The sequence below is a fragment of the Nocardioides zeae genome (assembly GCF_010686755.1).
Taxonomy (GTDB): domain Bacteria; phylum Actinomycetota; class Actinomycetes; order Propionibacteriales; family Nocardioidaceae; genus Nocardioides; species Nocardioides zeae.
Window position 1 is genome coordinate 320,270 of the sequence record NZ_JAAGXA010000002.1, and the last position, 12,029, is coordinate 332,298.

12 protein-coding genes are annotated in these 12,029 nt (G+C 71.6%); 2 read left to right on the top strand and 10 right to left on the bottom strand.

Going from position 1 to position 12,029, the window contains the following annotated elements; translation table 11 throughout:
• Positions 1 to 22: 22 nt before the first annotated feature.
• From G3T38_RS04840 to G3T38_RS04870, 7 genes are all read right to left on the bottom strand, one after another.
• On the bottom strand, positions 23 to 859 hold the full coding sequence (locus G3T38_RS04840) for an ABC transporter permease (RefSeq protein ID WP_163770934.1): 837 nt from the start codon (positions 857 to 859) through the stop codon (positions 23 to 25).
• Between the two features lie 16 nt (positions 860 to 875).
• Positions 876 to 1,634, bottom strand: a complete 759-nt coding sequence (locus tag G3T38_RS04845) for an MlaE family ABC transporter permease (protein WP_163770935.1) — start codon at positions 1,632 to 1,634, stop codon at positions 876 to 878.
• Between the two features lie 169 nt (positions 1,635 to 1,803).
• The gene (locus tag G3T38_RS04850; RefSeq protein WP_338037473.1) at positions 1,804 to 3,204 is read right to left on the bottom strand and encodes an aldehyde dehydrogenase family protein; all 1,401 of its coding nucleotides are present in this window, start codon (positions 3,202 to 3,204) and stop codon (positions 1,804 to 1,806) included.
• 3 nt (positions 3,205 to 3,207) lie between these two features.
• The gene (locus tag G3T38_RS04855; protein ID WP_163770936.1) at positions 3,208 to 4,008 is read right to left on the bottom strand and encodes a coniferyl-alcohol dehydrogenase; all 801 of its coding nucleotides are present in this window, start codon (positions 4,006 to 4,008) and stop codon (positions 3,208 to 3,210) included.
• A 67-nt stretch (positions 4,009 to 4,075) separates the two neighbouring features.
• Positions 4,076 to 5,332, bottom strand: a complete 1,257-nt coding sequence (locus G3T38_RS04860) for a cytochrome P450 (protein ID WP_163770937.1) — start codon at positions 5,330 to 5,332, stop codon at positions 4,076 to 4,078.
• Complete coding sequence (locus G3T38_RS04865; protein ID WP_163770938.1) at positions 5,329 to 6,870, bottom strand: acyl-CoA synthetase; 1,542 nt, start codon at positions 6,868 to 6,870, stop codon at positions 5,329 to 5,331. Before G3T38_RS04865 ends, G3T38_RS04860 begins: the two co-directional genes overlap by 4 nt.
• Positions 6,871 to 6,921: 51 nt before the next feature.
• Entirely contained in the window at positions 6,922 to 7,323 is a 402-nt protein-coding gene (locus tag G3T38_RS04870) for an SCP2 sterol-binding domain-containing protein (RefSeq protein ID WP_163770939.1), read from the bottom strand.
• Positions 7,324 to 7,571: 248 nt separating this feature from the next.
• On the opposite strand from G3T38_RS04870, the gene G3T38_RS04875 reads away from it, so the two are divergent.
• Positions 7,572 to 8,369 (top strand): SDR family NAD(P)-dependent oxidoreductase, encoded by a 798-nt coding sequence (locus G3T38_RS04875; RefSeq protein ID WP_163770940.1) that lies wholly within the window; start codon positions 7,572 to 7,574, stop codon positions 8,367 to 8,369.
• Between the two features lie 39 nt (positions 8,370 to 8,408).
• Positions 8,409 to 9,137: a TetR/AcrR family transcriptional regulator gene (locus G3T38_RS04880; RefSeq protein ID WP_163770941.1), complete on the top strand. Its 729-nt coding sequence runs from the start codon at positions 8,409 to 8,411 to the stop codon at positions 9,135 to 9,137.
• A gap of 46 nt (positions 9,138 to 9,183) precedes the next feature.
• Here G3T38_RS04880 and G3T38_RS04885 read toward each other — a convergent pair whose 3' ends face one another.
• Genes G3T38_RS04885 through G3T38_RS04895 form a run of 3 tightly spaced genes read right to left on the bottom strand, consistent with a single transcriptional unit; the run spans position 9,184 to position 12,018 of the window.
• Positions 9,184 to 10,446 (bottom strand): NAD(P)/FAD-dependent oxidoreductase, encoded by a 1,263-nt coding sequence (locus G3T38_RS04885; protein ID WP_163770942.1) that lies wholly within the window; start codon positions 10,444 to 10,446, stop codon positions 9,184 to 9,186.
• Positions 10,447 to 10,454: 8 nt separating this feature from the next.
• Positions 10,455 to 10,646: a ferredoxin gene (locus G3T38_RS04890; protein ID WP_163770943.1), complete on the bottom strand. Its 192-nt coding sequence runs from the start codon at positions 10,644 to 10,646 to the stop codon at positions 10,455 to 10,457.
• Between the two features lie 46 nt (positions 10,647 to 10,692).
• Complete coding sequence (locus G3T38_RS04895) at positions 10,693 to 12,018, bottom strand: phytoene desaturase family protein (RefSeq protein WP_163770944.1); 1,326 nt, start codon at positions 12,016 to 12,018, stop codon at positions 10,693 to 10,695.
• Between the last annotated feature and the right edge of the window lie 11 nt (positions 12,019 to 12,029).

The following is a 12,029-nucleotide window of genomic DNA, read 5'->3' on the forward strand; positions in this document are numbered from 1 at the left end:
CTCCTGGCTCTCCGCGGCCGCATCAACCGGCGAGGTGGAAGGTGTTGAAGTTGCTGTAGATCGCCATGCCGATGAGCAGGTTGACGACCATGACGCCGGACAGGGAGGCGCGCACGGAGCGGCCGACGGCCTCACCGACCCCGGCGGGACCGCCGCGCGCCGTGTAGCCGTAGTAGGTGTGCACGAGCATCACCACGACGACCATCCCGAGCACCTGCACGTAGGAGAAGACGATGTCGAGCGGGTGCAGGTAGGAGAAGAAGTAGTGCCGGAAGTTGCCGGCACCGACGTCGTAGAAGAGGACGAGGAAGACGTAGTCCGCCACGAACGCCGTCAGCGTCGCCACGATGTAGAGGGGGGTGATGACGACCATGCCCGCCGTCACCCGGGTCGTCGCCAGGTAGGGCAGCGACGGGATCGCCATCACCTCGATGGCGTCGATCTCCTCGCTGATCCGCATCGCGCCCAGCTGCGAGGTGGTGGCGGCGCCGAGCGTCACCGCGAGCGCGACGCCCGCGAGGAGCGGCGTCGAGAGGCGCGCGGTGAAGAACGCCGCGAGGAGCGGGCTCAGCGAGCCCACGCCGATGCTCGAGGACGACTCGAACCCCTGGGCGGCGGCGACCGCCCCCGCGAAGAAGGTGATGGAGGCGACGATGACGACGGACCCGCCGATGAGGGCGAGCGCGCCCGTCCCGGTGCCGAGCTCGGCGACGAGGCGCAGCACCTCGCGGGGGTAGCGGCGCAGCACCCGCGGGATGCCGGCCACGACGCGGATGTAGAACAGGCCCTGGTGGCCGACGGCGTCGACCGCCGCCAGGGGACGTCGGGCGAGGTCGCGGAGGGGATGACGGTCGCTCACGGTGTGTCCTCCGAGATCACAGGACGGCGAACTGGACGAGGCTGATGGTGAGGCTGACCGGCACCAGCACGGCGACCGTGATGACCACGGCCTGGTTGACCGCGTCACCGACACCCTTCGAGCCGCCGGCGACGTTGAGTCCCCGGTAGCAGGCGATGACGGCGGCGATGAGGCCGAAGACGAAGGCCTTCACGATGCTGAAGGCGAGCTCGGGCACGCCGGTGAAGAGGGGGATGCTGTCGAGGTAGGCCCCCGGCGTGACCCCCTGCAGGTAGACCGAGAAGAAGTAGCCGCCGACGAGGCCACCCGAGCTGATGAGCACGTTGAGCACGAGGGACACGGCGACGCAGGCCACGATGCGCGGCACGACGAGGCGCTGCACCGGGTCGATGCCCAGCACCTGCATGGCGGCGATCTCCTCGCGGATGGTGCGCGCGCCCAGGTCGGCCGTGATCGCCGTTCCCCCGGCGCCCGCCACGACCACGACCGTGACGAAGGGGCCGATCTGCTGCACGGCCGCGATGCCGGCGATGCCGCCCGACAGGTCGAGCGCCCCGAGGTCGGCCAGCAGGAGGTTGACCTGGAACATCACGAGCAGCGTGAAGCCGAGCATGACGAGCAGCGTCGGCACGAGCGAGACCCGCGCGATGAACCACGCCTGGAGCACGGCCTCCCGCCACGAGAACCGCCGCGTGCCGAGGATGACGAGCGCGTCGAGCGCCATGGCCAGCATGCGCCCGAGCTCGCGGGCCGGGGCGACGACGATCGCGGCCATGGGCACCTCCTCGACGGTGGGTTATCGGTACGGCGACACGGGGTGTCCCAGGTCACAACGCGCGAGCGGGACCGGGGTCACGGATTTTTCTAATCCAATATTGATTCAAGACGACGGCGCCCCCGCGACTGAGGGAGGTCGTGACCGGGGGCGCCGTCCGCGCGGGGCCTCAGAGGAGGCGACGGAGAAGGGCGCGCGCCTTCGCGTCGTAGGGCGGGTAGAGGATCCGCAGGTCGGGACGCATCGGCTTGACGAGCACCGACTTGCGGTGGCTGAGGGCCTGGAAGCCCCACTCGCCGTGGTAGGCACCCATGCCGCTCGCCCCGACGCCGCCGAAGGGCAGGCTCGGCACGAGGCAGTGCATCGCCACGTGGTTGATGACGGCACCGCCCGCCGGGACCGCCGCGACGACGTCCTCGGCCCAGCGGCGCGAGGCCGAGAACACGTAGAGCGCGAGGGGCTTGTCCCCGGCGTTCACCCGGGCCACCGCCTCCTCGACCGACCCGTAGGAGACGACGGGCAGCACCGGGCCGAAGATCTCCTCCCGCATGAGGGACTCGTCGGCACCGGGTTCGAGGACGATCGTGGGCTCGAGGGTCGTGCGCGCACGGTCGGCACCGCCACCCATGACGACCTCTCCGCTCGTCGCGACCAGTCCGGCGACGAGCCGGTCCAGCTGCCGCTCGTTGACGATGGGGAGGCCGTCGCGCCGCTCCGCCCCGAGCTCCTCGAAGGCCGTGCGCAGCTCGCGCACCAGGTCGTCACGCACGCTGCGGTCGACGAGCACGTAGTCGGGCGCGATGCAGGTCTGGCCCGAGTTCATGAGCTTCACCCAGGCGACGCGCCGGGCGACGACACCCAGGTCGGCGTCCGGGGCGACCACGACGGGGCTCTTGCCGCCGAGCTCCAGGGTGACCGGGGTGAGCGTCGCCGCCGCGCCGGCCATGATCTTGCGGCCGATCTCCGTCCCGCCCGTGAAGAGCGCGTGGTCGAACCCCTGGGCGAGCAGCTCCTGCGTCACGGCACCGTCGCCCTCGACGACCACGACGGCCTCGGGATCGACGTACCGCGGCAGGAGGCGGGCGAGGAGCGCCGAGGTGGCCGGCGCGAGCTCGGACGGCTTTACGACGGCACAGTTGCCCGCGGCCAGTGCGGCGACGAGGGGGCCCAGGCTGAGGTAGACCGGGTAGTTCCACGGGCCGATGACGAGCACCACGCCGAGCGGCTCGTACTGGATCCGCGCACTGCCCGGGAGCTGCACGAGCGGGAGTCCCCGTCGGCGCGGGCGCATCCACGAGCGCAGGTGACGCAGCGCGTGGGCGATCTCGCCCTGCGTCGACACGATGTCCCCGAACCAGGCGTCGAAGGCCGGGCGCCCGAGATCGGCCTCGAGCGCGGCCGCGATCTCCGTCTCCCGCTCGACGAGGAGACGCTCGAGGCCGCGCAGCTGGCGTCGGCGCCACTCGAGCGTCCGCGTGCGGCCCGAGGCGTGCACCGCACGCAGGCCGGCCAGCACCGTCTCCGGCGCGTCCCCGGACGTGCCCGCGGCGTCCACCTGCTCCTGCACCACGGCTCAGATCTCCGGCGCGGGGACGAGGCCGGTCAGCACCGAGCCGGAGACCCCGCCGTCGACGATCAGCGCGTGGCCGTTCACCCAGCGCGCGTCGTCGGAGGCGAGGAACAGCACCGCGTCGGCGATGTCCTCAGCCGTCGCGTGGCCGCCGAGCAGCTCCCGCACCCCGTCGAGGATGTCCTTGCCCATCGACTCCTCGAAGTCCGCCAGGATCGGCGTCTCCACGGGACCGGGCAGCACCGCGTTGATGCGCAGGCCCAGCTCGCGGAACGCGAGGCCCATCGTCATCACGTAGACGGTCGACGCCTCCTTCGAGAAGTTGTAGGCGTTCCCCTCCTGGGGGTTGCGGCTCCACCACGCGGCGGCGTCCTCGTAGGTGTCCGTGGCGAGGAGCTCCTTGATGGTGTCGAGCCGCTCCGGCCAGCCGAACCCCGCCGTCGACGAGACCACGACGACGCTGCCCCCTTCGTCGAGCCGGTCGAGGAACGCCTCGCTCAGGTGGCGCACCGCGAACGTGTTGACCCGCATGACGACGTCGCTCGGGGCCGTGCCGGGCACGCCGGCGACGTTGAGCAGCACGTCGTACCGGTCGTCGAGCGCAGCCAGCGCCGCGTCGATGCTGGCGCGGTCGGCGAGGTCGACGGGGACGTGGCGGTCCACGGGGAGGGTGGGCTCGTTGCGGTCCAGGGTGTGGACCACGGCACCCAGGTCGAGCAGCCGGGCGGTCACGGCGTGGCCGATGCCGGAGGCGGCACCGGTGACGACGACGCGACGGCCGCGGAAGTGGTCGGGATCGGGCATGGTGCTCCTTCGATCGGCCGGGGACGTCCGGCGGTCGGCGGGTGGATGTGCGTGGGCGCGGGGCCGGTCAGCGCACGGTGAACGGCAGGGACTTGACGGCGCGCACGAAGTTGCCGGTGAGGTACGCGGGCTCGCCGAGCCGGAGGCCGGGCGCCCGGTGGAGCAGCTGGTCGAAGATCTCGCGGAGCTGCATCTTCGCGACGAAGTTGCCCATGCAGAAGTGCGGGCCCCCGCCGCCGAAGCCGACGTGGGGGTTCGGCGACCGGGTGATGTCGAAGCGGTCCGGGTCGGTGAAGACCGACGCGTCCCGGTTGCCCGAGGAGTAGATCATCGCGACCCACTCCCCCTCCCTGATCTCCTGCCCACCCAGCACCGTGTCGCGCGTCGCTGTGCGGCGGAAGGTCATCACGGGCGACACGTAGCGCACGAACTCCTCGATGGCGGTCGCGATCCGGCCGTCGAAGTCGGCCATCAGCAGGTCCCGTTGGTCGGGGTGGTCCTGGAACGCCTTCGCCGTGAGGCTGATGGTGTTGCGGGTCGTGTCGTTGCCGGCGACGCTGAGCAGCACGAAGAAGGAGCCGATCTCCTCGTCGGTGAGGCGCTCGCCGTCGACCTCCGCCTGGACCAGCGCGGTCATGAGGTCGGCGCACGGGTGGGCTCGGCGCTCCTCCGCCAGCTCCATGCCCATCGTGAGCAGGGTGACGAGGGCGTCGCTCAGCACCTCGCCGGGCTCCCGCCCGGCCGCCACGTCCTCGTCGGCCCACGACACCATGCCGTCGGCATGGTGGGCTGCCTCGTCGCGGCGGCTCTCGTCGAGGCCCATCATCTCGTAGATGGTCCACATGGGCAGCCGCTTGGACACGACCTCGACGAAGTCGCCCTCGCCGGCCGCGAGCAGTCCGTCCACGATCGTGGCCGCCTGGGCCTTGATCTGCTCGTGGATGAGCGCGACGCGCTTGGGCGTGAACGCGGAGCTCACGAGCTTGCGGAGCGCCGGGTGACGTGGGGCGTCCATGCCGAGGAAGGAGCCTGCCGCTTGGAGGAAGTCGTCCGGCACCTCCTCGAACTGGAAGCCGCGCCCCGAGCAGTAGATCTCGGGGTGCTTGCTCACCTCGCCGATCAGCGCGTGCGACGTCACGACCCACACGCCCTCGTTCTCGGGCGGCATGAGCGCTCCCTCGAGCGGCGGGTGCCAGCTCACCGGGCGCTGCTCGCGCAGCTGTCGGAAGGTCTTCTCGCGCTCCTCCGCGGTCGCCGCCCAGAAGTCCAGGTGGGAGACGGAGAGCGGGTCGTAGGCCCGCGGGGGGCTCACCAGGATGCTCACGCCGTCGCCACCTCCCGGTAGCGCGCCTCGAGCACACGCTTGAGGAGCTTGCCGGTGGGGGTGCGGGGCACCTCGGACACGAAGTCGACGCTGCGGGGCGCCTTGAAGTGCGCGACGCGCTCCCGCACGTACGTGATCAGCTCCTCGGCGAGCGCGTCGGAGGGCTCGACGCCCTCCCGCACGGACACCACGGCCTTCACCGCCTGTCCCATCTCGGCGTCCGGGACTCCGATCACGGCGACGTCGAACACCGCAGGGTGGAGCGTCAGGACGTTCTCGACCTCCTGCGGGTAGATGTTGACGCCGCCCGAGATGATGACGAACGACTTGCGGTCCGTGAGGAAGAGGTAGCCCTCCTCGTCGACGTACCCGAGGTCGCCGACGCTCGTCCAGCTCGGGTGGAGGGGGTGCTCCGCCTCCCGCGTCTTCTGCGGGTCGTTGTGGTACTCGAAGGGACGCTGGTCCCGCTCGAAGTAGATCGAGCCGACCTCACCGGGCGCCAGCTCCGTGCCCTCGTCGTCGCAGATGTGCAGCGCGCCGACCGCGGCACGGCCCACGGATCCGGGCCGTGCGACCCACTCGGGGGACGAGATCAGGGCCATGCCGTGCTGCTCCGTGGCACCGTAGTACTCCAGCAGGATCGGGCCCCACCAGTCGATCATCGCCTGCTTCACCTCGGGCGGGCAGGGTGCGGCGGCGTGGACCACGAGCCTCAGGGACCCGGTGTCGAAGCCCGCCCGGACGTCCGCGTCCAGCTGGAGCATCCGCACGAACATGGTCGGCACGAACTGGGCGATCGTCACGCCGTGCCGTTCGATCGCCTCGAGCGCGGCCCGGGCGTCGAACTTCTCCATCATGACGACGGTGCCACCGAGCGACTGGACGGCACCGGCCCACTTCAGGGGCGCGGCGTGGTAGATCGGCGCCGGCTGGAGGTAGACGTCGGCCGGGCCGACCCCGAGCTTCTGCCCCAGGAGCCCGGTGACCGGGTCGGCGGGCTCGTCCACCTGCACTGGGAGCATCGCCGACCGCACGCCCTTCGGGCGTCCCGTCGTGCCGCTGGAGTACATCATGTCGGCGCCGCGAGGCTGGTCGGTGAGCGGCGTGCGCTCGACGCTGAGCAGCTCCTCGTAGGAGTCGAAGCCGGCGACCGCGCCGCCGAAGGCGAATGCCCGCTCGACCGCCGGCACCTTCACGCGGACCGCGGCGGCGACCTCCGCGAGGGCCGCCGAGGCGACGAGCACCCGTGCCCCCGAGTCGGCCACGATGTAGGCCACCTCGTCCGCCGTCAGGTAGCGGTTCACCGGCGTGATGTAGAGGCCCGAGCGCAGCGCGGCCCAGTAGACCTCGAAGCACTCGACGGTGTTGTCCGAGAAGAGGGCGACGACGTCGCCCTTGCGGAGGCCGAGCTCGTGGAGCGCGGCGGCGAGGTTCGCGGACCGCTGGTCCAGCTCGCCGTAGGTGAGGCTGCGGCCGCTGCCGGCCATGACGACGGCCGTGCGCTCGGGCGCGGTGCGGGCGATGGTGCCTGGGAACATGGCTCTTCCTGGGGGGGGGTCGGGCGACGCGGGATCGGGTCGGACGGAGGCTCAGACGAGCAGGTCGTCGCGGCCGTCGGCCTGCAACGTGGCGATGTAGCGGGGGTAGAGCTTCTTCCCGAGCGGGGCGAGCTTCAGCAGGCTGGCGACGTTGCCCTCGACCTTGATCCGGCTCTTCGCCATGGCGAGGGGCAGGTTGACCTTGCCCTGCCAGTAGGCGTTGCCGGTGTCGGCGGTCATCGTCATCGTGGCGGTCGACGGCGTCGAGGCGTCGCCGAGCTCGACCGTCCCGGCAGCGGTGTCGATCACGACGACGGCCGCGGGGTCCGTGTAGACGGTCTTGAGCACGATGCCCGTGCCCTGGAGCTGCGGCGCGATCTCGGGGTCGGCGAACGCCGCCTCGAAGACTCCCCCGAGGTACTGGCGGACCTCTGCCGCGTCGTTGAAGGACATCTCGACTCCTCTTCAGGTGGCTACGGAACACGGGAGACCGGGGCGCCCGAGCCGTGACGAAGCACGGTCATCGACGGTTATCGAATCTCGCGTCAAAAACATAACTCATCTCATGTGATCGGCGCCACCCTTCTCCACGGGAAAGTTCGGCGGCATCCGGTGCACACACCGCGCCCCTGGTCCGGAGCCGCTCGCGCGGCGTACGCTGCTGCTCGATTATCTAATGCAGATTCACATCAAGGAGCGACATGGACCTCGGACTCGGCGACGCACGGGTGATCGTCACGGGCGGCGCCTCCAACATCGGCCGCGGTGTCGTGCACGCCTTCGCCCGGGAGGGCGCCCGCATCGTGATCGCCGACGTGGACGCCGCCCAGGCGACCCGCGTCGCTGCCGAGGCCACCGCGCTGGGTGCCGGCGACGTCGCGACCGCTGTCGGGGACCTGACGCAGGAGGGTTCGGCGGAGACGGCGGTCGCCCGGAGCGTCGACGCCTGGGGCGGTGTCGACGTCCTGGTCAACAACGCCGGCTGGAGCGTGCCCGGCTTCGTCGCGAAGGACCGCGACCGGGCCCGTTGGCAGCGGACGGTCGAGGTCAACTTCTTCACGGCGGTCGCGATGACCCAGGCAGTCCTGGAACCCATGCGGGGCAACGGAGGGGGCTCGATCGTCTTCATGGCGAGCGAGGCCGCGTTCGGCCAGATCCGCCAGGGCATCTACGGCGCGACGAAGGCAGCCGTGGTCGCGTTCGCCCGCACGACCGCGCGCGAGCACGGCCGGCACGGGATCCGGTCCAACGTCGTCTGCCCCGGACTGGTGGTGCCGGCCGGACCCGAGGCCGTCGGGGCGAGCAGCCTGTGGGCGGTCGGCGAGGACGCGGTGTTCGACGACAAGCAGCGCGCCTACCTGCTGAAGGACACGCCGACGCAGCGGCTCACCACCGCGGACGACGTCGCGGGCGCCGTGCTCTGGTTCGCCTCCCCCGTCGCCGCGGGCCAGGTGACGGGCCAGCTCGTGAGCGTCAGCGGCGGCTACACCATGCCGTGACGGACCGCAGCGCGTCTAACACGTCGTAGAATCCGCGGCATGCCGAAGAAACCCGCCGCCACCGGTCGCACGACGACCGCCCGCGCGGCCCGCTCGGCGGGGGCCCGCACCGACGATGCGCCGACCGCCACGAAGGAGTCGAAGTCGGCCCGCACGCGTGCCCGCATCCTCGACGCGGCGGCGAACGTGCTCTCCCGACGGGGCTTCGCGGGCACGCGCCTCAGCGAGGTCGCGGAGCAGGCCGAGCTGCAGGCCCCGGCGATCTACTACTACTTCCCGTCCCGCGAGGACCTCATCGAGGAGGTCATGTGGGTCGGGATCGCCGAGATGCGGGCCCAGCTCGAGGAGCGGCTCGGCGAGCTCGACGACGGCACGCCGCCGATGGAGAAGATCATGGTCGCCGTCGAGTCGCACCTGCGCCACGCGCTCGAGATCTCCGACTACGCCACGGCCTCCATCCGCAACGCCGGGCAGCTCCCCGACGCGCTGCGCAAGCGGCAGCTCGCCGAGGAGGTGAAGTACGGCGAGGTGTGGCGCCGCCTCCTCACCGACGCGGTGCGCGAGGGTGACCTCAACCCCGAGCTCGACCTCTACGTCGCGCACATGCTCGTCATCGGGGCGCTGAGCTGGGCGGTGGAGTGGTGGTCCCCGCGCCGCGGCTCCGTGGACCTCATCGTGGCCAACGCCCAGGACTTCGTGCGCGCCGGGCTCCGGGGCCACGATGCCGCGGCGGGATCGACGGAGACGGGCGCGGCCGAGGCGGGCTGAGCCCACCGCGGCCGCGCGCACCACCCCTCCCCTCCCGGGGGGTCGGTCAGACGGCGGATCCGACGGGACTGCCCGGGCTGCTCACCCCGCGCGACCGCTCCCGGCGGCGCGCGGCGAAGTCGAGCGCCTCGTCCCACGAGCCGCCTCGCATGATCTGCACGCGGTACTTCATGACGTCGCTCTGGCCGTTCACCGTCAAGGCCCCGACCAGCCGGTCCCCCCGGCGGTAGAGCGCGATCCACCGCCCCGACGTACCGGGGTCGCCGTCGACGACGACGACCTCGTCGGCGTTCGGCGACCCCACGAACTGGATGCGCACGTCGTACCAGTCCGACCAGAAGTACGGCACGGTGCCGTACGGTCGCGCTTCTGCGGGCGCGATCGCGTTGCGCGCCGCGGCCGCACCCTGCTCGGCAGCGGCCGTCCAGTTCTCCATCCGCTGCACCTCCTGGAGCGTCGGGTTGTGCCAGCGGGCGACGTCGCCCGCGGCGTACACCCCCGGCACCCCCGTCCAGAGCCGCTCGTCGCAGACGATGCCGTCCTCCAGCCGAAGCCCCGAACCCTGGAGCCAGTCGACGGTGGGAACGACACCGATGCCGACGACGACCAGGTCGGCCGGGATGCTGCTCCCGTCCTCCAGCACGACCCGCTCGACGGAGCCGCTCCCCTCGAGGGACCGCACGCCCGTGCCGCAGCGCAGCGTCGTGCCGTTCCGCTCGTGGAGGGCGGCGATCGCGGCGCCCATCGCCGGCCCGGCCGCCCGCACGAGCGGGGTCGGGAGCGCCTCGAGCACGGTGACGTCGACGCCGCGCTTCTGCGCGCTGGACGCGACCTCGGAGCCGATGAAGCCCGCTCCGATGACGACCGTGCGCGCCCCGGCGTCGAGGGCCGACCGCACCTCGCGTGCGTCGTCGACGGTGCGCAGCGCGTGCACGCCGTCCAGCGCCGCCGCGCCCGGGAGGGTGCGGGCGTGGGCACCGGTGGCGATGACCACGGCGTCGTACGGCACCTCGTCGGTGCCGTCGACCGTGACGACGCAACCGTCGGTGTCGAGGCCCGTCGCCGGGGCACCGAGACGGAGCTCGACGCCCAGCTCCTCGAGCTGCGCGCGCTCGCGGAAGGTGGGCGCGGTGCCGTCGCCCTCCGCGTCGAGGAACGCCTTCGACAGGGGGGGCCGGTCGTAGGGCAGGTGGGGCTCCGCGCCGATCAGGGTGACGGAGCCGTCGAAGCCGGCCTTGCGGGCGGCCTCGACGGCCCGGAGCCCGGCCAGGGAGGCTCCGACGACGACGAGCCGGGAGATGTCGGTCATGGCGGGGCTCAGTCGACGAGGCGGAGCGCCTCGGTGGGGCAGCCGGCGACCGCCTCCTCGAGCTCCTGGCGCTCGGCGTCGCCCACCTCCTCCTTGAGCAGGACGAGGTCACCCTCGTCGTTGACCTCGAAGAACGCCGGAGCGAGGGACTCGCAGATGCCCAGTCCCGTGCACTTCGTGTAGTCGACGACCACTCTCATGATGGTTCCTTCCTCCAGGGGCCGCCGGTGGGACGGCCCGATCGGGTCAGTGGACCGGCTGGGCCGGCTGGACGGGGTGGGCGGCGGCGATCTTGCCGACGATGATCTCCGCGGTCTCTGCGCAGGCCGTCGTGCCGCCGTTGGCGTACTCCTTGACGCCGTCGCCGACGTTCCACAGCCCACCGAGGGGCGTGTCGTGGGGAGCGTCGAAGCCGGCGACCGCCCGCTGCGGCGGCCAGTCGTCGCGGGTGATGTTGATGCTGACCTCGCGGGCCTTATCGTCGTAGCCCGGGAACGCGTCGCGGAGGTCCTCCCGCAGCAGCTCGATCTCGGCCGCTTCGTCGAAGTCGCCGATGGCGGGCTCGGGGACCGAGGTCGCGACGTACAGGTTCCAGCCCTCGGGCGCCATCTCCGGGCAGGAGCGGGTGAAGTTCGCGACGTAGGCCATGCGGCGCGTGGTCGCGAACCCGAGCATGCCGGGGGCCGCGACGAGCTCCTCGCGGCTCGCGAAGTTGATCGCGACCATCGAGCACGGACGGTCCTTCTGCTTCACCATCTGCGTGTAGTCCTCCGGCAGGTTCTCCTCCCCCACCAGCCGGACCGTGCCCGCCGGGCCCACGTTGCTGACGACCACCGGGGCGCGGAGCTCCAGCTCCCGGCCGTCCCGCTCGAGGCGGATGCCCGTGACGGCTCCGTCGCTGGTGGTGATCGCGGTGACCGGTGTGGAGAGCCAGACCTCCCCGCCGTTGGACGTGACGTAGTCGGCGAGCTGGCGCCAGACGCCGATCGTCCCCTCCGGGTGGAAGCCGAAGCGCTTGAACGCGCTCTTGCGCGTGAAGTAGGTGAGGAAGACGCGCGCAGGCAGCTCGGCGGAGGACACCGCGAAGATCGAGGCGCACATGTTGCGGAAGATGCCGCGCACGCCCTCGTTCTTGGTGAACTTCCGCACCCACTCGTCCGTGGAGATCTCGTCCTCGGGAAGACCCGAGTCGTTGCGCGCGGCACCGAGTCCGCTGACGATCTTGGCGCCCTGCCGCGTCAGCTTGCTGAGCATGAAGCCCCAGCCGCCGCCGGTGACGTCGACGTCCTTGCCCTTGATCCGGTACAGGATCGGCGGGTCCGTCTCGCGGATGCGCCACTCGAGCCCGAGCTCCTCGAAGGTGCGCTGGGTGTGGGTGCCGACCTCGATGACGATCGCGCCGTCGTTCACCTTGAAGCCGTCGACGTCGGTGGTCGACGCGCGACCGCCCACCTTGTCGAGACGCTCGACGACCAGCGTGCGGTAGCCGAGCTTCGTGAGGCGGGCGGCGGTGAAGAGACCACCGGCGCCCGCGCCGACCACGATCGCGTCGTAGTCCGTGGATGCAGTCATGTGCCGTGCCT

Bases quoted from the DNA above. Each gene is read 5' to 3' on its own strand.
- G3T38_RS04845 (WP_163770935.1), bottom strand. From the start codon at position 1,634: ATGGCCGCGATCGTCGTCGCCCCGGCCCGCGAGCTCGGGCGCATGCTG.
- G3T38_RS04855 (WP_163770936.1), bottom strand. From the start codon at position 4,008: ATGCCCGATCCCGACCACTTCCGCGGCCGTCGCGTCGTCGTCACCGGT.
- G3T38_RS04865 (WP_163770938.1), bottom strand. From the start codon at position 6,870: ATGTTCCCAGGCACCATCGCCCGCACCGCGCCCGAGCGCACGGCCGTC.
- G3T38_RS04870 (WP_163770939.1), bottom strand. From the start codon at position 7,323: ATGTCCTTCAACGACGCGGCAGAGGTCCGCCAGTACCTCGGGGGAGTC.
- G3T38_RS04875 (WP_163770940.1), top strand. From the start codon at position 7,572: ATGGACCTCGGACTCGGCGACGCACGGGTGATCGTCACGGGCGGCGCC.
- G3T38_RS04880 (WP_163770941.1), top strand. From the start codon at position 8,409: ATGCCGAAGAAACCCGCCGCCACCGGTCGCACGACGACCGCCCGCGCG.
- G3T38_RS04885 (WP_163770942.1), bottom strand. From the start codon at position 10,446: ATGACCGACATCTCCCGGCTCGTCGTCGTCGGAGCCTCCCTGGCCGGG.
- G3T38_RS04890 (WP_163770943.1), bottom strand. From the start codon at position 10,646: ATGAGAGTGGTCGTCGACTACACGAAGTGCACGGGACTGGGCATCTGC.
- G3T38_RS04895 (WP_163770944.1), bottom strand. From the start codon at position 12,018: ATGACTGCATCCACGGACTACGACGCGATCGTGGTCGGCGCGGGCGCC.